We start from the raw sequence: 18,413 nt of genomic DNA on the forward strand, positions 1-18,413 counted from the left end.
TCACTGCCCTTGCTGATGGGTTGGCGTGGAAGACGCACGCAGGGATGCAGGTGCGTCCTGGGTCAGACACACCGCTGGGTGCATCCGCGCATAGGCAGAGGAATACTCCAATTCGCCTGACGCCTGGGCGTGAATGGTGAAGAGCGGCTGACCGGCCTTGACCTGATCGTGCAGCCGCGCGTGCATCTCCACACCAGCAACCTGGCGCATCGGGGCTCCCGCAAGCTTCGCAATACGGGCAAGATGCCGGTTGTCGATCTCGGCGACGACGCCGTCCTGCTCCGCCACCACATCGCGACGAAAAATCGCCTCACCCGGCACGCGCAGGCCGCCTTGCGCTTCGCAGATTTCTTCGAACTTGCGCCATGCGGCACCGCTGTCGAGTACGCCGGTGGCCATCTCGAGCCCTGCCCCTTGCTCGGCAGCGCCGCAAAACTCCAGCAGTGCAGCTGCAAGCAGCAGCGAGCGGTCCCGCAGGTCAAACGGTGCAGCGGGGGTGCGTTGAAGCACGGCCAGAACGTCTCGCGCTTCCAGTGCCGGACCAATGCCACGACCGACGGGCTGGGAGCCATCGGTACGCACGATCATGACGTGCACGCCAAACGCTCGCGCTACCCGCTCAAGCAGCATGCGCAGACGCTCCAGATCCTGCAGGCGACGTACCTTGGCTGTCGGCCCCACCGGCACGTCGATCAAGACATGGGTGGACCCTGCCGCGATCTTCTTCGAAAGGATCGAGGCCACCAGTTGGGCATCGCTGTCCACATCCAGCGCGCGCTCCACACGAATCAGCACGTCATCGGCGGGGCTCAGGCTGAGTGCGCCACCCCACGCAAGCGAGGCACCGACCCGATCGACAACGCGCCGCAACTCCGTGGCGCTCAGCGCGACACGCGTCAACGTTTCCATCGTGTCAGCGGTGCCGGCGGGAGACGTGATGGCACGCGATGATGTCTTGGGCAGCAACAAGCCTGCCGCAGCCGCAATGGCAACCACGATGGGGCTGGTGCGGTTGCCCGGCAGCCCACCCACGCAGTGCTTGTCCGCGACGACCTCTCGGTCCCATTTGAGACGTTCACCTGAGTCGACCATCGCCTGTGTCAGGTCGATCGTCTCCTTGACGCTCATGTGTCCGCCTGCGCATGCGCTCAGAAACGCCGCGATGTGGACGTCGGCATACCGTTCCTTGGCGATATCGTCGACGATGCTCGCCAGCTGGCGCGTATCCAGATGCTCCCCATAGATCTTGGCGCGTACCGCCCGCATCGACTCCAGCGCGGGCGCGTGGCTGACGGTCACGATATCGCCGGGACGCGCCATCAGCGTCTCAACGGCGCTGACGGACAGGCTGACCTCACACATCTCCAGCACACCGGAACCGACAAGGTTGAGCGTGGCAATCAAAGCCCGTTGGCCGATCCGCACCCCCACCCGGGCCTGTGCAGTGAACCCTTCGGCACGGCAAATCGCGCAGTCCGGATGCATGTAGATGACGTGCTCCTGCCACGTGTCGATGCCCAACGGCTTGAAGACAAGCCGATCGGGCAGCACCATCGCCTCAGGCGGAGCAAGCATGGCCACGGCTCCGGAGCGCCTTACAAGCGAAAGCGGAAGTGGCCGCTATGCAGTGTGATCTGCTTGGACCCTGTCATTTCAAACAGGGCGCGTGCAACGGCCTCGATGTCGTTGCGGTGCCCGGAGAAAGCCTGCACGAGATCTTCCGAACGGCATGACCGGGCACCAAAGTGGTCTTCAAGTGCCTCTGCCGTGATGGCATAGGTGGCGTTGCTGCCATCGATCGACGCGCGGCACTGCAGCGTTGGGCCGGCTGCGCAATAGATGGGCTCACACGCTTGAAATTCGATCTGTTTCATGATGCATCTCACGGGGGTTGTCGGCTTGCCATCGTTAGCGTAGAAACCCTGCCCTCACCCGGCAAGGCGCTGAGTGGCCATGGGCAGAGGTAGATCAAACAGGGGCAAGATCGCCTCGACCAAGGGTTCCGTCAGTTCAATGCGATTGGTCGGGTGTGCGATGGTGTCGCAAGTCACCACGTCGGCGGCCACGGCACTGAGCTCGCTGTAGGCATCACCGGCAAACACGGCATGCACGGCCACACACAATGGACGTGGCAGCCCAGCGCGACATAACAGGTGCGCGGCCGCGACCATCGTGCGGCCCGTAGAGATGATGTCGTCCATCAAGACGGGAGTGCGCGCCAAATCCAGATCGGCCCCGACCGCCGATACCTCCACTTTCCAGGCACTGTGGCGCGTCTTTTTCAAGACCGTCCAGGGCGCACCGCAAAGGGTCGCCAAGCGCTCAACCCATTGCCGACTCTCCTCATCCGGGCCAACCAGCAGCGGGTTGGCCACGTGAGCTTGCACCCAGGCAGCCACGGCTGGAGCCGCCTGCACGGCGGTAGCAGGCACGCCATAGATGTCCGACAGGTTCGGAATGCGATGCAGGTGCGGATCCACCGTGACCAGCCAATCGAAATAGCCGGTCAACAACTTGGCAAAGTGCTCTGCCGTGCGAATTTCCCCTGGCCGGAAAACGGCGTCCTGTCGCATGTAGGCCAGATACGGCGCCACCAGCCCGACGCGGCGCGCACCGCCCTGGCGGGCAGCGATAGCAAGCCACAGTAGCGGCAACACCTTCTCGTCCGGCCGATCCAGCGTGCAGACGATGACGACTTCGGCATCGCTGACAGGCGTTTGCAGACGCACATGGACCTCTCCGTCCGGAAACCGCCCGATCTCTGCATAGCCGACCTCAGCAGCCAGTGGCACTGCCAATCTGGCGGCGGCGGCTTGGTTGCCGGGCAGGGACAGCACAATGCGTCGTTGCGGCTTGCCAGTGAAAGGGAGAACAGTCGTCGAGGGGTCCATGGTCAGCTCAATGCGTAGGACTGCCGGTACTCGGGCATGCACACCGGCCATTGCAACTCGTGTTCGATGCGCTGGCGAAGCGCATCACTGGCCGCCGGCTCGCCATGCACAATGAACGTGTGCTCCGGCGCGCGTGAGAATCCACGCAGCCATGTCATCAACTCGTTCGCGTCTGCATGGGCAGACAGATTTGCGATCTGCTCGACCGTGGCGCGAATGGCAATCTCGCGGCCGTGCACGCGCAGTTGCCGTTGACCTGCCAGCAGCGCGGCACCACGGGTGCCGGCAGCCTGAAATCCAGACATCAGGATGGCGTTGCGCTTGCCCCCGCCAAAGCTCTTGAGGTGATGCAAGACGCGGCCGCCCGTGGCCATGCCGCTGGCGGCAAGGATGATCTTGGGCGCGCGATCATTCGTCAGATGCATCGACTGCTGCGGGCTTTGCACCGGAACCGCCAGTGCACAGGCCGCCTGACAATCCGCAGCATCAATGTGGAGCTCGTCGACATGACGAGCAAATACCTCGGTGGCGCGTTCGGCCATCGGGCTATCGAGGTAGATCGGTACATGCGGTATCCGATGCGCGCGGATCAATGCGTACAGGCAGTACAGCAGCGCTTGTGTCCGCCCGACCGCAAACGCCGGAATCAGCAGGGTGCCGCCCTGCTCGATGGTTCGCCGCACGATGCGTTCGAGTTCATCGAGCGGATCACCGGATGGATGCAATCGATCCCCGTAAGTGGATTCGACCAGGAGGGTGTCGGCTTCGGCCACCACTTCAGGCGGACGCATGACCGGATCGGTCTGCCTTCCCAGATCGCCCGAGAACACAATGCGCCGCCCCTCTGCAAGCAGCGTCACCGTGGCGGCACCGATGATGTGCCCGGCACGGTGAAACTCCGCCTCCACCCCATCGGCCACGGAGAACCGCTCTCCGTAGTTCACGGGATGCAATCTGCGCAACGCTTTGGCGGCGTCTTGCTCATCGTAGAGCGGCAATGCGGGATGGTGGCGCGAGAAGCCCTGCGCATTGGCGTACTGAGCATCTTCAACGGCAAGCCGGGCGCTGTCAGGCAACAGGATGTTGCACAGCTCAGCCGTGCCCTTCGTGCAATACACGGGCCCACGAAAGCCATTGCGAACCAGCAGCGGAAGATAGCCACTGTGGTCGATGTGGGCATGCGTCAGGATGACAGCATCGATGTGGTGCGGGTTCATGCCCAGCGTGTCCCAGTTGCGCAGTCGCAATGACTTGTAGCCCTGAAACAGCCCGCAATCGACCATCACGCGATGCGCGCCGGTCTCCAGCACGTATTTCGAGCCGGTTACCGTTTCGGTGGCCCCGAGAAACTGCAGTCGCACGATGGGTCCTCGTGCTCAGCGAATGGTGATACGTTGTTGCGGCGAGGCCTCTTTCTTGGGCAGCGTCACGCGCAGCAGCCCGTTCTCGTAGGTCGCTTCCACCTTGGCTTCGTCGATGGCTGCATCCAGCGTGAACATGCGCTGCATTGACCCGCTATAACGCTCACTGCGGATCACACGCTCGCCTTCTTTCTTCTCGGACTGACGCTCCACCTTGGCAGAAAGCATCACCGTGCCGCGGTCGACAGTGACGTCGATATCTTCCTTCTTCGCGCCCGGGATTTCCGCAACGACGTTGTATGCCGTGTCGGACTCCGTCACATCCACCTTGAACGGCAGCGCGCCCTCCACGCCGCCGCGAAACGAGCGCAGAAGCCCTTGAAAGATATCGCCCACCGGTTCGATGGCAAATGGGTCGTAACGCCTGAGTTGGCTCATGGCAGCCTCCTGATGAACGGCCCCATCACAGCAGGGCCAACAGATTCATCGTGGCACGGCAGGCCAGGCGCGTTTTGCGGCAGATCAACTGCAGCGCGACATCACCCCATGCACGCGTCTCATCAGGCGCTTGTCGGACGGCCCGGATCGGCTTGCTCGCGCCTCCCGGGAAATTTCCACAACGCCTGTCAGGCTTCCCTGACGTCGCAACCCGCAGCGCCGACGGCATTCTCAGCCCTGCCTGCATGACTCCCTTGCTCGCGCCGCCAATACTGGGGTCATGCAAACGCGCCACACCTGAGTCCGTCGAATCGCCCCCAGTACACGACAACCTCAGGCCAATACAAACGGAGCGAGCGATGAACCTGACCCTTGAAGCCATCGGTGCCTGGGCTGAACAGGACTGCGATGCCGCGTCCGGCAACACGCTGCCTCTTGGCGCGCACCTCGTGACGGAGCGCAAAGGCTACGAGCATCACGGCATCTACGTCGGCAATGGCCAGGTGATCCACTATGCGGGCTTCTCGCGTCGGCAACGCCGGGGCGCCGTGGAAAAGACCTCCATCCCCAACTTTGCCTGTGGCTTTGCGGTGTACATCAAAGCAGACGTCTGCCCGCGCTACGACCGCGAGGAAGTCGTACGCCGTGCTGGTTCACGTCTTGGCGAAAACGAATACCGGCTGCTCACCAACAACTGCGAGCACTTCTGCTCGTGGTGTCTGGCCGGTGAGTGCCGTAGTGCGCAGGTCGAAGCTTGCATCAAGAGCCCCGCACGGGCTGCACGAACCCTGTTCCGGCTGATGCTGCTGGTGCTTGTTGCCAAGTGGAGATCTGTCCCGTTCCAGGCACAAACCGCCTGACACGCGGAACGATGTCCGCCTGTGCGAACGACCAGTCAACCCAGACGTAGCCGCAGACGACGGAGGCCAAGATGGCTCAGAACAACACCTCACTGCGCGAGCTGATCGCCAAATGGTTTGGCCCGTCCGATACGCCGCACTTGCGGATTACGCGTGTGTATTGTCCAAAGCTCGAGTGCGGTTGCGTGCGCGCCGAATTGACCACGTCGACTCAATCGCTGGCGATCATCTTTTTTCGCCATCAAGCGGGTTGCTGGCGACTTTTCCCGCCCTCGCGCGAGCGCACGAGATAGCTGCCACGCCTGACAAGGTCACCAGAAGCTAAGTCTCCCGCGCCGTCGTGCGCAGCCAACGCCATAGCAACAACCCACTGCCAGCCATGCCCCCAAGATGGGCGAAGTGCGCGACATTGCCTTGTGTTCGGCTCACACCCAGCCCCAGTTCAACAATCGCGTAGAGCGTCGCCAACAACCAGGCCGGCATTGGAATCGGAGGAATCAGCGGAACGATCGTTCGATTTGGAAACAGTACGCAGTACGCCAGAAGCAGCCCGAACACGCCACCCGATGCGCCAATCACCGGGGCGGAGGGCAGGATTCCCAATGCCGTACAGATGATTTGAGCGAAGGCGGCACTCAATATGCTCGCCGTGTAAAGCAGCCATGTGCGCAGCGCGCCGAACGTGCGCTCAACATCGCGCCCGAACATGTAGAGGCCGAGCATGTTGAGCGCCAGATGGGCGCCGTTTGCGTGCAGGAATGCGTAGGTCAGTGGTTGCCACGGCATGAACACGCCTTGCATATCGCCCGCCGAGGCCGCTGGCGGCCACAGCGCGAACGCACGTATCAGCGCATCGCCAGCAAAAAGCTCAGCGAGAAATACGACCACGTTGGCGACGATGAGCAGCTGGACCATGGAAACCTCGTTGATCTGTGCTCACGATACGAGGGCTTGCGTCTGACGGGTTGATCTTGCGCAAGCCGGCTTTGCGACCAGTCAATGCACATGGAAAGAAGAGACCTTGACCAAGCGATCCTGGTCAGACCAGCAGGAAGCTACCCTCGCGAGGCGGCCGGAATTTTCAATGGCGAAACACCATTACCCTCGCCTACTGAGCTTGCAGGAATGCGGCGACCGCTTTCGCTTGTTCGTCCGTCAGGGTGTGTGCGACGGCACTCATCACGGGGGCATTGGCCCGCGTGCCATTCTTGAAGACGCTGATCTGTCGTAACAGATAGGCCTCGTGTTGCCCTGCCAGCCGTGGGAACGTGTCGTTGCCCTCCGCGTGAGCCCCATGGCAAGACGCGCAGGCCGGCACGCCCTCCGTTGGCAAGCCATGCTCGAAAATCTCCTTGCCGCGCGCGGTCAAGGTCGGATCTCCTGCCGGGCCTGCCGGTGCGGTCTGGCGCGCGTAGTACTCGGCAAGCGATGCGATGGTCGTGTCGTCGAGCTGTGAAGCGATGCCCCACATGAAAGCCTGTGCGTCGGTCTCGCCACGGCCACGATTTCGGAAGCCCTTCAGTTGCGCCTCCAGGTAGTGCGGCACCTGCGCATCCAGGCGCGGAAACATGGGTGACTCGCTCTTGCCATGTACGCCATGACAAGACGCGCATAGCTGCGCAGCCAGCTTCTCGCCTGCCTGCGCGATGGCCGTGCTGGACCAACCGACTGCCGCCAGGGCGACCAGGCCAGCAAGCCAGATCCGCCCGGATTGGTAGAATCCCTTCATCGCGCCCCTCCCCTTACATTGTCGTGATGGTGCAGCGGCTAAAACATGAACCAGCCAAGCAGATAGATTGTGTTGTTGCCGATCGCGTTACGGCCGTTGCCGTCGTAGTTGGTGTGGGCTCCGTTGAACTTGAGGTACCACGTGTACTGCAATGCCAGTTTGACCTGCGGATGCGGAAGGTAGTCGAGTTCCAAGATCATGCCCTGTGTATCGGGGCGGCCATTGGCACTGCCGGTCACGGGGGCCGGGGCGTAGAGTCCTGGGTCCGCGTTGCCAGTGGTCGAGAAGTACGCGAGCGTGGCACCGTACTTGCGCTGGTAGTAGTACGACGCCTTGGCTTTGAACGTGTTGAGATGATCAGTCGGGTTAGCGGGCGTCGGACCAGCGCCGATGCCGCCGCTTGGAAAACTGGCGCGCCAGTCCTGTTGCTCGTAAATCCAGGTCATCTGCGCCGTGAAGGCGTGCGTCATGGTGAGGTCTGATACTGGGCGTCGAGTGCGTAGTCCCGAAAGCGGTCGGTAGGTGTGCCGGGCATGGTGTTGTCGGGATACCTGTTGGCCAGCAATCCGAAGGTGCCGAACATGATCGAATGCGCCCCCCATTCCTGGTTGTACGCGACGCGCCAGTACGGATTGGCACCGCTCAGGCGCGCTACGCCACCCGGTGTGGCGGTGTCTTGCCCAGCTCGGAACACAGAGAACGCTTGGTCGGCAGTTCGATAGGCGCCGAACTCAGCGTAGATGTGACGCTGCCAGAACGCGTACGCGCTCGCGCCCACCACCTGCTGCGCCAAGCTGCCATCGATGAGCGTGCGGGCCAGCGGGGGTACGCCGACATTGGGCGCGGCATATGGATAGCCGAAGGCCGGGCTACTGTTCCAGACATCAGATACCGTCGGATTGTTGTTGACGGTGATGCCGTAGATGAATTCAACGTCCTCGCGTGTCAGTTGGCCCGCGGCGCGGATGTCGGTGTTGTCCAGCGCGCTGTGGTGGGCAATGCCGTCGTAGGTCCACTGCGCGAAGGCGCCGACCGGACCATAGATGCGCCCGGCGTAGAAAAGACTCGCCTGCTGCGGGACGGTGTCGCCGTTGCGCACGAAATCGAAGTTCTCTTGATCGATCGTCCGCGTGTTGGTGCGTGAAACCTGCACCATGCCGGAGACCGGGATGGTGTTGTAGTTCGATAGGGTGTAGCCAGTCATTTTGAAGAACCGGCCGAAGGGGGTGAGCTCAGGAAAACTGACGTGGCAGGCCATGCAGGCCATGCCGGTCTGGCGCGCGAAAGCCGGTACCGCGTTCGTCTCACCAGACCATGCCAGGAGACCACCCACCAACAGCCACACGAGCGCGTTGAGCGCGGCAGCGAAATGTCGCATGGTGCCCCTCCCCTTTTTCTTGGTTTTCACCAGCACACGCAACCATGAAAGGTGGGGCGGCCGCTCTTGTCAATCCGCTGATAGGAGCATGCTGATATGGATCAAAGCACCGGGTCTTTGCCTACGGGCGATGATGTTCCCGTTGAAGGCTCACGCCCTAGCGCCCAATGCAGGTTGTACGTTTGCGCGCATCCCGCATGCCTTGCACAGGTAGCTCGATACCCGCGGTCCAGGCGGACATGAAGATCTTGAGCGCGTCCGTTTCCGCCGCGTTGCGGACGGTGTCGGCGAGGATGTCGTCAAGCGTGGCCACCTTGGCAACAAAGAGCAAACAGGCCATGAGAATCCCTTTTTCTCTGTCCTCACGGTATGAGCAGTTGGGGCTGCCGGGTTGATCTCGCGCAACCCCCCTTCACGCATTGATGAAACGATGGGATATCCACGCACGGCGTGTCTGTTCGGTTCGGCCAACACGCGCATGCGCCGGGTGACGGAACACACACACAGTGGAGGTTCTCCCATGCCGCAAACGGTTTCGGCTCAGAGTCAGACGAACCAGACGATCGCGGCGGTCTTCAACGAGATTGCTGATCTTCTTGAGGTTGAAGACGCCAACCCATTCCGGATACGCGCCTATCGCAACGCCGCGCGCGTCGCCGAGGGGATGACGGAGGGTATCGATGCCATGCTGGCACGCGGCGCGGATTTGACCAAGCTACCGGGTATCGGTAACGACCTCGCAGCAAAGATGCGCGAAATTGTCGAAACCGGCACGTGCGCCATGCTCACCCGTGTGCGGTCTGAGGTCTCACCTTCTATGGTGCAACTCCTCCAACTGCCTGGGCTCGGCCCGAAGCGGGCCCGCGTGCTTCAGCATGAACTGGGGATCGCCACGTTAGATGAGTTGGCCAGGGCTGCGACTGCACACCAGATTCGCGAGCTTCACGGCTTCGGCGCTCAGAGCGAGCAGCGCTTGCTTGAGGCCGTCAATGCGCGTCTGGAGCGCCATCGCCGTTATGGGCTTGTCGTCGCCAAACCATGTGCCGAGGCTTTGACGCACTACTTGTTGGCAAGCGGCACAGTGGAACGACTCATCGTCGCAGGCAGCTACCGAAGGGGGCTCGACACCGTTGGCGACCTGGACGTCCTGGCAACTGCCCGGCAACCGGCGCAGGTCATTGAACACTTTGTCCGCTACCAAGAGGTGGCCAGTCAAATTTCAGCTGGCACAACCCGCGCCAGTGTCGTGTTGAAAAACGGCATGCAGATCGACTTGCGGGTCGTACGCCCCGACGCATTCGGGGCAGCGCTCGTGTATTTCACAGGCTCGAAGCCCCACAACATCACACTGCGCAAGATCGCGCAGGCACAAGGCCTGAAGATCAACGAGTACGGCGTGTTTCGAGAGAAAGAACGCGTGGCCGGTGAAACCGAAGCGTCGGTCTATCGCGCAATCGGCCTGCCGTGGATCTGCCCGGAACTGCGTGAGGACCGAGGCGAGATTGAAGCGGCGCGCCAGGGCAAACTGCCATCACTCGTGGAAGAGCGCGACATCAAGGGCGACCTTCACGTTCACACATCCGCCAGCGATGGCGCTGCCAGTCTGGAAGTGATGGCAGAGCAGGCTCGCCTGCGTGGCCTCCAGTACCTGGCCATTACTGATCATTCGCCGCGGATCGCCATCACACACGGGCTGACCGCAGAGCGCCTGGCCGCACAGGCAGACGCGATTGACCGCTTCAATGCTGAACACCGTGGATGGCCCGTGCTACTCAAGGGTATCGAGGTGGATATTCTGGAAGACGGCTCGCTGGATCTGCCCGACGCCATCCTTGGCCACCTGGACCTTGTTGTTGGGGCCATCCACAGCCACTTCAACCTGCCGGTGCAGAAGCAGACCTCCCGCATCCTGCGCGCGATCGACCATCCGCATTTCAGCATCCTCGCACACCCGCTGGGCAGGTTGATCGGTGAGCGTAGCGCCTGCAATGTCGACTTGCAGCGGGTGCTGCGGGCGATTGCACAGCGCGGCTGCTATGTCGAAGCGAACTCACAGCCGGCACGTCTCGACTTGGCTGACCATGGATGCCGGCTGGCGAAAGCCGACGGCGTACTGGTGAGCATCGCTTCGGACGCCCATAGCCCCGCCGATCTGGCAAACCTGTCCTTTGGTGTCACCCAAGCACGGCGGGCATGGCTCGGGACTGCAGATGTACTCAATACGCGCTCGCTCCAAGCGCTGCTTCCGCTATTGAAAAAAACCATGTAGTCGCTTGCCGCTGTACAACGATCAATAGGCACCCTTGTGCGGATGCAGCACAAACTTCACCCAAAGCGGTGAAGCATTGACGCGAGTCAACCCGCCAGAGGATCAATCAGCAAGAATGAACACGCGTCATTCAGTTCCTGAGGCTCCGTCAGCAGGCGCTACCCGTACGGAGTCACGGCTTCGATTCTCTTGTTTGATGGAGTACCACAGTGCCATTGCCGATTGATATCTCGTTTGAAGACATACCGCATTCCAAAGCCGTTGAAGAGTTTGTGACACATCAGGTCAGTCACCTTCACCGCATCTGCGGCCAGATCATGCGCTGCCGCGTCAGCCTCGCTCTGGGTGCGAAACATCAACAACAGGGCCGGCCGTTCAACGTGCATGTGGGCGTCACGATGCCTCGTCAAACGTATCTCTCCAGCAAGGCGTCGGATACGGACCCGTACGTCGCGCTTCGCGAAGCCTTTGCGCACGTGGAGCGCATAGTGGTTGAAACCGTCCGAAAACACCGACCAAGCGCTGACCAACAGACCGGCCTCACGGAAGAGGCATAGAGCGCGCGGCCGTCACTGCGTTGATAGGGCATCGCACAAGCCGATGCCCTGTCAAGCTACTGCATAGGTAACCCGCCATTGATCGCGAATTCGCGCCCATCACGTAAACGGCATCCTCTGAGCAGAGATAGGCAGCCAACGTAGCCAATTGGCCTAGCTGACCAAGGCGCCTCAACGGAACTCCTGCCACTCACACCTCATCGCCCCATCGGCTGACTTGATGACCGCTGGGCACATCCACGCTTGCACAGCAACCACTCTGCCGCCCCGGGCTCCGCGGGCAAGCGGACAACCGCATCGATCGGTTGCATGCCTGCGCGAAGGTTCAGCGTCTGCGCCGCGCCCTGATAGTTCACATGGATCTGATAACGCCCATTCGGGAGTTTCATGTACAGCAGCGGCCCCGCCGTACGCAACCGCAAGCACAGCTTCCCATGGCCGTCCACCACGGAGACGTCGGCATCGGACAATGCTTCCCCATTCCTTGCAGAGACCACGTTCAGCCGAACGTTGAACCGGCTGGCCATCGCGTGCATGGCGTCCCGTTCGTCGCGTCCGACACCTCCAGAGACATAGGCGATCTCGTTCTGGAAATGCACCTCCGGCGCACCGGTGGTGCCAGGCTCGGCTGCCATGACTGCCTGGCTCGCGAGCAGCGCCAACGCAGCCAGGCAGTACCGTGGAAAGAAGATGGTGGTGACCCAACGCATCATTCACCTCATCCGGCAAGCGGACACCCCACCGTCTGCGCCAGCACAGGCACCTCATCCTCGTTGAGTGACAAGGCTTCGGCCAACCGACGGTGGTTGATCCAGCCGCGTACCACGCAGACCAGCCCGGCTGACGCGCAGTAAAGCGACACGTTCTGCGAGATCGCGCCCGCAGCAACTCCCGCAAACGTCTCACGCTGCGGTTGCGGCATCTGATCCGCACGCGCATGGTTGACCACGTACACCAGATCCAGCGGCGCCTCGCCGACAAAGTCTTGGTAACCGGTCAGATTGCGCGCATCCACGGCATGCTTGAGCCGCAACCGGTGCGGCTCCGGCTCGTAGCGATACACACCTTCCGGCAACGCGACGTAGATGTCGATCTCGTTCAGGCCGTGCGCTGATGGCGCGGTACGTCCGCCCGTCTCGGGGCGGTTGACGCCGTCCGCCGCCCATAGCAGTTCACTGAGTTGCTGGAGCGCCAGCGGCTTCGGCGCAAACACGCGCACGCTCCTGCGCTGGGCCAGCGCCGTCATCAGCACCACGCCCCCACCCAAGTGCGGCGGGGGCAGTGCAATGGTGGCCGGTGCCGAGTGTGCCACCGGCTTGGGCAACACATCGTGCACCGGCTCATAGGACAGCAGCATCGATTCACTCATGGCATTGGCCTCGGAAGCTGAATGATCGCGTAGCGGCAGACCGCCGCGTCCGCACTACGTCTGTCTAGGTGGAGATGATGACCTTGAGCGCATGCGTTTCTCCCGCGTTGCGAAAGGTATCGTAGGCAGCAAGGATGTCGTCTAGCTTGAACCGGTGCGTGATGAGCTGCCCCGGCTGGAGTTTCCCAGCACGCACCGTCTTCAACAGCATGGGTGTGCTGACCGTATCGACCAGCCGCGTGGTGATGGCAATGTTCTGGCTCCACAATGTTTCCAGATGCAGATCCGCCTTCACGCCATGCACACCGATATTGGCGATCACACCGCCCGGGCCGACCAACTCCTGGCAGAGCTCAAACGTAGCCGGCACGCCCACTGCCTCAATTGCGCAGTCGACGCCCGCGCCATCGGTCAGCCGCTTCACGGCAGCCACTGCGTTCTCGCTCGAGACGTTGATGCAGGTGCTTGCACCCAGCGTGCTCGCCACCTCCAGCCGTGCGGCGTTGGTGTCGATCATGATGATCTGGCCGGGCGAATAGAACTGCGCGGTCAACAATGACGCCAGCCCGATCGGCCCCGCGCCGACGATCGCCACGGTGCTGCCCGGCTGCACCCGGCCGTTCAGCACACCGCATTCGAAGCCGGTGGGAAAGATGTCCGACAGCATGACCAGCGCTTCTTCATCAACGCCGGGCGGCAATTTGTAGAGACTGGTTTCCGCATGGGGGATACGGACGTACTCCGCCTGCACACCGTCGATGCGATGACCGAGAATCCAGCCGCCGCTCTCGCAATGGGAGTACATGCCGCGCCGGCAGTTGGCGCATTTCCCGCAGGAGGAGATGCACGAGATCAGCACATGATCGCCGGGCTTGAGCGACGTGACGGCCGCCCCGACAGACTCGACCACACCAACGCCTTCATGACCAAGCGTGCGGCCCGGCTCACAGGTCGGAACGTCGCCCTTGATGATGTGCAGATCAGTACCGCAGATCGTGGTCAACGTCACGCGTACCACCGCGTCACCGGGTGCCTGCAACTCAGGCTTCGGTTTGTCCGCTAGCGAAATCACTCCCGGGCCTTCATAGACCAGCGCTTTCATGGAAATCACCCAAGAAACTGATGATTTCATGCTAGGCAACGGTCCTGCCTGTACATTGATCTGCATCAGACGCGCAGGGCCCGAGCCAAACGATATTGATGCTCAGGAGGCCGCGTATGCCCACCACCGAGCAACAAGACCCTACCCTCCACGCCCCGTATGCCGAGGCGCTACCCGCGTGCATGCTCGATGTGCAAGCGTACCCACACCCTGCGGCAGACCTACGGATGATTGAGACCCATCTTTCGTGGGTATTCCTGGCCGGCGATTTCGCTTACAAAGTCCGCAAACCGGTCGCGCTCGATTTTGTGGATTTCTCCTCTCCCGCCGCACGGCGTACGGACTGCGATGTGGAACTGCAGCTCAACCGCCGGCTTGCGCCTGACGTCTATCTTGGCGTCGTGCCAATCTCGCGCGATCCGCTGACGGGCGCCGTTCAGGTAAATGGGAAAGGCGAGCCCATCGAATACGCCGTCTGCATGCGACGGTTCCATCAGCAGGACGTGCTGCGCGCGATGGCGCTCGACCGACGCCTCCGCTCTCAAACGCTCGATCCGCTGGCTGACCTGCTTGCAGACTTCCACCGCGCAGCGCCCGCTGCAGACCCGAACACCGACTATGGAACGCCGGCAAGCATCCGGCGCACGCTTGAGGACTGCGCGGCCGGAGTCATCGCGTTAAACACAGAATCGCAGCAGACGTTGGCAACCGTCTGCCTGCTGCGCAAGCATGCAGACCGGTTGGAGAACGCTTTCGCGTCACGCCGGCGCACCGGACATATTCGCGAATGCCATGGCGACCTCCACCTTGGCAACATCGCCCTGGTACAAGACAAGCCGACACCGTTCGACTGCCTGGAGTTTTCAGCGCCATTGCGATGGATCGACACCATGTACGACGTCGCATTCCTGTTCATGGATCTCCATGCCGTGGGCTTGGCGGGACTGGCGTACCGGTTCACCAACCGTTACCTCGAGCGTTGTGGAGACTACAGCGGGCTGGCGCTCCTGCCCTTCTATGCAGCCATGCGGGCCCTGGTGCGCGCTCGCGTACTGCTGGAGCGAGCACACCAACTGGCGCACGCGCCCCAACTGTCCGCTACGTATCGGGATGAGGCCCAGAGGTTGCTCGCCCTGTCACGAAGCCTGCTCGACCGGAACGATGGTTGCATCATCCTCATGCATGGCCTGTCGGGCAGCGGGAAATCGACCGTGGCCGCACAACTTGCAGAAACAGAGTGCATGGTCCGCGTACGCTCGGATGCCGAGCGCAAGCGCCGAAGCGACATCAGCACGCTCCGCCGCTACACGCCTTGCGCGATCAATCACACCTACCGCCGGCTCGCGGCCATCTGCAAGATGGGTGTTGGCGCTGGATTGCCGATGATCGCCGACGCCACGTTCCTGGCAGATAGCCAGCGCAAACGGTTCTTCTCGTTGGCGCTGCGACTTGGCGTGCCAGTGGCGATCATCGACTGCGTAGCTGCCCCCCACATCTTGCGTGCACGTATCCAAGCAAGACTCCGCGCCGGTCGGGATGCCTCTGAAGCCGACCTGTCGGTGTTGGCTACCCAGATTGCCACGCAAGAACCACTGACTGCGGAAGAACGTGCCCATGTCATCTCGAGCGACGGCCCTCCGCTGCTGCTCAAGGCTAAGCAATTGCGGATGATCCGTTCCCAATAAGCGCCCTCGTCTGGACAGCGTCCCCGGAACGCAGGTGGTTACACGGAGGGTGCAACAAGCACCGTCGACTATTTCGAATGTGCACCGTCAATGTCCGGATCTCGTGTTTCCGTATGCGCGCGCTGTTTAGCGCCTTCCGTATACGGATCGAATTTGCCCCGCCGCGCGCCCTCTGTATACGGGTCGAACTTGCCTCGCCGCGCGCCTTCCGTATAGGGGTCGCGTCTTGCTTGTTTCGCACCTTCTGTGTAGGGGTTGAGCTTGCCTGCCTTTTCCCCATCGTTAGATGGCGATTCCTGCGTCTTCTCCGCGTATGCCGAAGCGGAGGCTGCTACGGCGACGAGCAGTGCCATCCATAGTTTCCAGTTCATCTCTTGCTCCCATAGGGAATCCACGATGAATCGTTCAATCAAAGCCCTCCAAGCCTGCGGTTTTCGTTAAGGCCTGAAGGCAATCAGAAGAATAGTGAACCGCCTGGGTTCCTCGTTGACTGAGGTCAAGGCTTGGTTTCCGATGCCGGCAACAGCCTCGGGGTTCAATCATGAGCCTACCCACGGAACGCGTTTGCAGTCACGTTCAGGCTCCGTTTTCTCGTTTGCTGGCGTAGGCAATCAAGCATCCCGAAAGCGCCGGCCGGCGCCATGGACACACGCTTTGCCTCAGCCCATTTGCGCCACGTCAATCCGGATCACGGCAAAGTGCCTACTCTGCATATAGATCAATCCTCCGGCGGGAATGCGTACCCGCCGGCAAGCCCGAACGGAGACAGCAATGCAGCAACCTATTGATGTGACCTGCAACCTGGCATCTGCAGCAATGCGTGACATGGGTCGCAACGCCGAATTCCTTGTCGAAGCGCAGATCGAGTCCCTGCGCTTGCGTCTCAAGATCGCAGAGGCAACGCTGGAAGACCTACACGAGATGGAGCACACGCTGGGCAGCGTGCCCGACTGGTCGTCCTTGGCGACAACGCAGAACCTGTTCATGAAGATGCAGTCAAGCCATGGCGCCGCGGCCGTAAAGTCGTGGGTCGACTTCGTCAACAACCTGCAAGCGGCATATCTCCGCCAGTTGACGGATTGGAACGACCAGATGCAGAGCCCAGCGGGACAAGGATCCTCGGCGCAATTGTTTGCTGCATCCGCCGATTCGCTGCGAGCGTTCTTCAACAGCTTCAATGTCGCGAATGTCCCCAACTCCGAAGCTGTGAGAAGGGTTGCCCCACGCACCACCGCAGAGGCAAACAAGGCACATGCCGCCTAGCCTCCAGAAGCCGGAGCCCGCTGTACGAGCACGAGCGCGAGACGACCGGTAGCGTCGAGCCGCCGCTGAGCGTCTGAGGCGGCAGTTTTTCGGCACAAGGAATGCAACCTCATGAATGCCGAAACCCACCCCCTGGCCATGGACATCGTGACCGATGGCCAGGTGCTGCCAGGTCACCTGATTTGCCCAAGCAATGCCATCGGGCTGGTGATCTTTGCGCATGGCAGCGGCAGCTCCCAATGGAGCCCGCGCAACAAATACGTTGCCGATCAACTCAACGCATCCGGGCTGGGCACGTTCCTGTTTGATCTGTTGACTGCCGAGGAGGCCGCACACGCCTCCTACCGCTTCGACATCCACCTGCTTGCGCGCCGCCTGCGCGCAGCCACGCACGCCGTTGGCGATATTGCCCGCAAACACAAGCTGCGCCTGGGATACTTCGGGGCCAGCACTGGCGCTGCCGCTGCCGTTCAAGCTGCAGCGACACCGGGCGATCTGTATCGGATTGACGCCGTGGTCAGCCGCGGCGGGCGCCCGGATCTGGCCGGCCCGCATGCGCTGGCGCAGCTTGCATCCCCCACCCTGCTGATCGTGGGTGGCGCCGATCTGGACGTCCTTGACCTCAACAAACAAGCCCACAGCGAGATGCGATGCGTAAAGGCCCTCGAGACAGTGCCCCACGCGACGCATCTGTTTGAAGAGCCTGGTGCACTCGAACATGTCGCGGAGTTGGCACGCGCCTGGTTCGTACAGTATCTCGGCGGGAACGAACAACCCCGCCCGCAAGCGAGGTAAACCGTGCGATTCAAAGATCGATTGAACGCGGCACAACTGCTTGCGCTCGCGCTCGACAAATACCGGGGCAGTCATCCTCTGGTGCTCGCCATCCCACGAGGGGCTACCCCCATGGGCCAGTTCATCGCCGCGGCGCTGGACGGTGAACTGGATGTCGTTCTCGTTCGCAAGCTGCGTGCCCCCTTCAACTCCGAACTGGCCGTCGGAGCGGTTGAGGAAAGCGGCTGGACCTATGTAGCGCCACATGCCGAGCGCGTGGCCGCCGACACCACCTATCTTGAGGAAGAACGGGCCCAGCAAATGGATGTCATTCGGCGGCGGCGAGCGCTCTATACGCCGCACCGCGGCCCCTGCGACGTTCAGGGGCGCGTCGTGATCGTGGTCGATGACGGCTTGGCAACGGGCGCGTCCATGAGGGCAGCATTGCATGCCGTGCGCCAGCGCCAACCAAAATGGCTGGTCTGCGCGGTCCCGGTGGCTGCGCCGGATAGCCTGGAGAACATTCTCCCCTTGGCCGACGAGGTCGTCTGCCTCTATGCACCGCCGGCCTTCCGCACGGTTGGGGTGTACTACGACGCTTTTCCGCAAGTCGAAGATGCTCAGGTGCGTGCGGCGCTGCATGCCACACGACCCAGCGATAGCCCGCAGCGGCACTGACAGCTCAACAGCTCACCGTATACGCACGTCACAGACCGGCTCTCAACATTGTGGGTTGC

At 61.9% G+C, this 18,413-nt stretch carries 20 protein-coding genes and 1 pseudogene; 8 read left to right on the forward strand and 13 right to left on the reverse strand.

Annotated elements, in window-relative coordinates; genetic code table 11:
* Genes PI87_RS00460 through PI87_RS00480 form a run of 5 tightly spaced genes read right to left on the reverse strand, consistent with a single transcriptional unit; the run spans position 1 to position 4,690 of the window.
* Positions 1-1,575 carry a thymidine phosphorylase family protein gene (locus PI87_RS00460; protein ID WP_052321353.1) on the reverse strand — a complete coding sequence of 525 codons (1,575 nt, stop codon included), beginning with the start codon at positions 1,573-1,575 and terminating at the stop codon, positions 1-3.
* A gap of 20 nt (positions 1,576-1,595) precedes the next feature.
* On the reverse strand, positions 1,596-1,874 hold the full coding sequence (locus tag PI87_RS00465; RefSeq protein WP_039595722.1) for a DUF1488 domain-containing protein: 279 nt from the start codon (positions 1,872-1,874) through the stop codon (positions 1,596-1,598).
* 54 nt (positions 1,875-1,928) lie between these two features.
* Positions 1,929-2,891 (reverse strand): ribose-phosphate pyrophosphokinase, encoded by a 963-nt coding sequence (locus tag PI87_RS00470; RefSeq protein ID WP_039595723.1) that lies wholly within the window; start codon positions 2,889-2,891, stop codon positions 1,929-1,931.
* Between the two features lie 2 nt (positions 2,892-2,893).
* Positions 2,894-4,252: an MBL fold metallo-hydrolase RNA specificity domain-containing protein gene (locus tag PI87_RS00475; RefSeq protein ID WP_039595724.1), complete on the reverse strand. Its 1,359-nt coding sequence runs from the start codon at positions 4,250-4,252 to the stop codon at positions 2,894-2,896.
* Positions 4,253-4,267: 15 nt separating this feature from the next.
* Complete coding sequence (locus PI87_RS00480) at positions 4,268-4,690, reverse strand: Hsp20/alpha crystallin family protein (protein WP_039595725.1); 423 nt, start codon at positions 4,688-4,690, stop codon at positions 4,268-4,270.
* Positions 4,691-5,049: 359 nt separating this feature from the next.
* Between PI87_RS00480 and PI87_RS00485 the strand changes: the two genes are divergently transcribed.
* Both PI87_RS00485 and PI87_RS28315 read left to right on the forward strand, forming a co-directional pair.
* Complete coding sequence (locus PI87_RS00485) at positions 5,050-5,550, forward strand: lecithin retinol acyltransferase family protein (RefSeq protein ID WP_039595726.1); 501 nt, start codon at positions 5,050-5,052, stop codon at positions 5,548-5,550.
* Positions 5,551-5,621: 71 nt separating this feature from the next.
* A complete protein-coding gene (locus PI87_RS28315) occupies positions 5,622-5,843 on the forward strand; it encodes a hypothetical protein (protein ID WP_084209858.1) in 222 nt (73 codons plus the stop codon).
* Between the two features lie 28 nt (positions 5,844-5,871).
* Here the strand turns inward: PI87_RS28315 and PI87_RS00490 are convergent, their stop codons facing one another.
* From PI87_RS00490 to PI87_RS00505, 4 genes and pseudogenes are all read right to left on the reverse strand, one after another.
* Positions 5,872-6,465 carry a rhomboid family intramembrane serine protease gene (locus PI87_RS00490; protein WP_039595727.1) on the reverse strand — a complete coding sequence of 198 codons (594 nt, stop codon included), beginning with the start codon at positions 6,463-6,465 and terminating at the stop codon, positions 5,872-5,874.
* Positions 6,466-6,658: 193 nt separating this feature from the next.
* On the reverse strand, positions 6,659-7,279 hold the full coding sequence (locus PI87_RS00495) for a c-type cytochrome (RefSeq protein ID WP_039595728.1): 621 nt from the start codon (positions 7,277-7,279) through the stop codon (positions 6,659-6,661).
* A 38-nt stretch (positions 7,280-7,317) separates the two neighbouring features.
* Positions 7,318-8,657, reverse strand: a pseudogene (locus PI87_RS00500) (cytochrome C).
* A gap of 157 nt (positions 8,658-8,814) precedes the next feature.
* Positions 8,815-8,997 (reverse strand): hypothetical protein, encoded by a 183-nt coding sequence (locus PI87_RS00505; protein ID WP_039595729.1) that lies wholly within the window; start codon positions 8,995-8,997, stop codon positions 8,815-8,817.
* Positions 8,998-9,177: 180 nt separating this feature from the next.
* On the opposite strand from PI87_RS00505, the gene polX reads away from it, so the two are divergent.
* Positions 9,178-10,926 (forward strand): DNA polymerase/3'-5' exonuclease PolX, encoded by a 1,749-nt coding sequence (gene polX, locus PI87_RS00510; protein WP_039595730.1) that lies wholly within the window; start codon positions 9,178-9,180, stop codon positions 10,924-10,926.
* 209 nt (positions 10,927-11,135) lie between these two features.
* Positions 11,136-11,483: an HPF/RaiA family ribosome-associated protein gene (locus tag PI87_RS00515; protein ID WP_039595731.1), complete on the forward strand. Its 348-nt coding sequence runs from the start codon at positions 11,136-11,138 to the stop codon at positions 11,481-11,483.
* 197 nt (positions 11,484-11,680) lie between these two features.
* On the opposite strand, the gene PI87_RS00520 is transcribed toward PI87_RS00515, so the two are convergent.
* The 3 genes from PI87_RS00520 to PI87_RS00530 form a co-directional block, all read right to left on the reverse strand.
* Entirely contained in the window at positions 11,681-12,196 is a 516-nt protein-coding gene (locus PI87_RS00520; protein ID WP_232313916.1) for a hypothetical protein, read from the reverse strand.
* Positions 12,197-12,201: 5 nt separating this feature from the next.
* Complete coding sequence (locus tag PI87_RS00525) at positions 12,202-12,852, reverse strand: nitroreductase family protein (protein WP_039595733.1); 651 nt, start codon at positions 12,850-12,852, stop codon at positions 12,202-12,204.
* A 64-nt stretch (positions 12,853-12,916) separates the two neighbouring features.
* Positions 12,917-13,954, reverse strand: a complete 1,038-nt coding sequence (locus PI87_RS00530) for a zinc-dependent alcohol dehydrogenase family protein (RefSeq protein WP_039595734.1) — start codon at positions 13,952-13,954, stop codon at positions 12,917-12,919.
* Positions 13,955-14,136: 182 nt separating this feature from the next.
* Between PI87_RS00530 and PI87_RS00535 the strand changes: the two genes are divergently transcribed.
* Positions 14,137-15,639, forward strand: coding sequence for a bifunctional aminoglycoside phosphotransferase/ATP-binding protein (locus PI87_RS00535; protein ID WP_039596408.1), 1,503 nt, complete (start codon positions 14,137-14,139; stop codon positions 15,637-15,639).
* 68 nt (positions 15,640-15,707) lie between these two features.
* On the opposite strand, the gene PI87_RS00540 is transcribed toward PI87_RS00535, so the two are convergent.
* Entirely contained in the window at positions 15,708-15,992 is a 285-nt protein-coding gene (locus PI87_RS00540; protein WP_442965450.1) for a hypothetical protein, read from the reverse strand.
* A gap of 418 nt (positions 15,993-16,410) precedes the next feature.
* Here PI87_RS00540 and PI87_RS00545 point away from each other — a divergent pair, with 418 nt between their 5' ends.
* The 3 genes from PI87_RS00545 to PI87_RS00555 all read left to right on the forward strand — a co-directional run bounded on the left by PI87_RS00545 (position 16,411) and on the right by PI87_RS00555 (position 18,354).
* A complete protein-coding gene (locus PI87_RS00545; protein ID WP_039595735.1) occupies positions 16,411-16,902 on the forward strand; it encodes a hypothetical protein in 492 nt (163 codons plus the stop codon).
* 111 nt (positions 16,903-17,013) lie between these two features.
* On the forward strand, positions 17,014-17,697 hold the full coding sequence (locus PI87_RS00550; protein ID WP_052321354.1) for a dienelactone hydrolase family protein: 684 nt from the start codon (positions 17,014-17,016) through the stop codon (positions 17,695-17,697).
* 3 nt (positions 17,698-17,700) lie between these two features.
* Positions 17,701-18,354 (forward strand): phosphoribosyltransferase, encoded by a 654-nt coding sequence (locus PI87_RS00555; protein ID WP_039595736.1) that lies wholly within the window; start codon positions 17,701-17,703, stop codon positions 18,352-18,354.
* Positions 18,355-18,413 lie beyond the last annotated feature (59 nt).

The organism is Ralstonia sp. A12 (assembly GCF_000801955.1).
Lineage (GTDB): Bacteria > Pseudomonadota > Gammaproteobacteria > Burkholderiales > Burkholderiaceae > Ralstonia.

Coding starts and splice junctions, on each gene's coding strand:
- PI87_RS00460 (WP_052321353.1), bottom strand. CDS start 1,575: ATGCTTGCTCCGCCTGAGGCGATGGTGCTGCCCGATCGGCTTGTCTTC.
- PI87_RS00465 (WP_039595722.1), bottom strand. CDS start 1,874: ATGAAACAGATCGAATTTCAAGCGTGTGAGCCCATCTATTGCGCAGCC.
- PI87_RS00470 (WP_039595723.1), bottom strand. CDS start 2,891: ATGGACCCCTCGACGACTGTTCTCCCTTTCACTGGCAAGCCGCAACGA.
- PI87_RS00480 (WP_039595725.1), bottom strand. CDS start 4,690: ATGAGCCAACTCAGGCGTTACGACCCATTTGCCATCGAACCGGTGGGC.
- PI87_RS00485 (WP_039595726.1), top strand. CDS start 5,050: ATGAACCTGACCCTTGAAGCCATCGGTGCCTGGGCTGAACAGGACTGC.
- PI87_RS28315 (WP_084209858.1), top strand. CDS start 5,622: ATGGCTCAGAACAACACCTCACTGCGCGAGCTGATCGCCAAATGGTTT.
- PI87_RS00490 (WP_039595727.1), bottom strand. CDS start 6,465: ATGGTCCAGCTGCTCATCGTCGCCAACGTGGTCGTATTTCTCGCTGAG.
- PI87_RS00495 (WP_039595728.1), bottom strand. CDS start 7,279: ATGAAGGGATTCTACCAATCCGGGCGGATCTGGCTTGCTGGCCTGGTC.
- PI87_RS00505 (WP_039595729.1), bottom strand. CDS start 8,997: ATGGCCTGTTTGCTCTTTGTTGCCAAGGTGGCCACGCTTGACGACATC.
- polX (WP_039595730.1), top strand. CDS start 9,178: ATGCCGCAAACGGTTTCGGCTCAGAGTCAGACGAACCAGACGATCGCG.
- PI87_RS00520 (WP_232313916.1), bottom strand. CDS start 12,196: ATGATGCGTTGGGTCACCACCATCTTCTTTCCACGGTACTGCCTGGCT.
- PI87_RS00525 (WP_039595733.1), bottom strand. CDS start 12,852: ATGAGTGAATCGATGCTGCTGTCCTATGAGCCGGTGCACGATGTGTTG.
- PI87_RS00530 (WP_039595734.1), bottom strand. CDS start 13,954: ATGAAAGCGCTGGTCTATGAAGGCCCGGGAGTGATTTCGCTAGCGGAC.
- PI87_RS00535 (WP_039596408.1), top strand. CDS start 14,137: ATGCTCGATGTGCAAGCGTACCCACACCCTGCGGCAGACCTACGGATG.
- PI87_RS00540 (WP_442965450.1), bottom strand. CDS start 15,992: ATGGCACTGCTCGTCGCCGTAGCAGCCTCCGCTTCGGCATACGCGGAG.
- PI87_RS00545 (WP_039595735.1), top strand. CDS start 16,411: ATGCAGCAACCTATTGATGTGACCTGCAACCTGGCATCTGCAGCAATG.
- PI87_RS00550 (WP_052321354.1), top strand. CDS start 17,014: ATGAATGCCGAAACCCACCCCCTGGCCATGGACATCGTGACCGATGGC.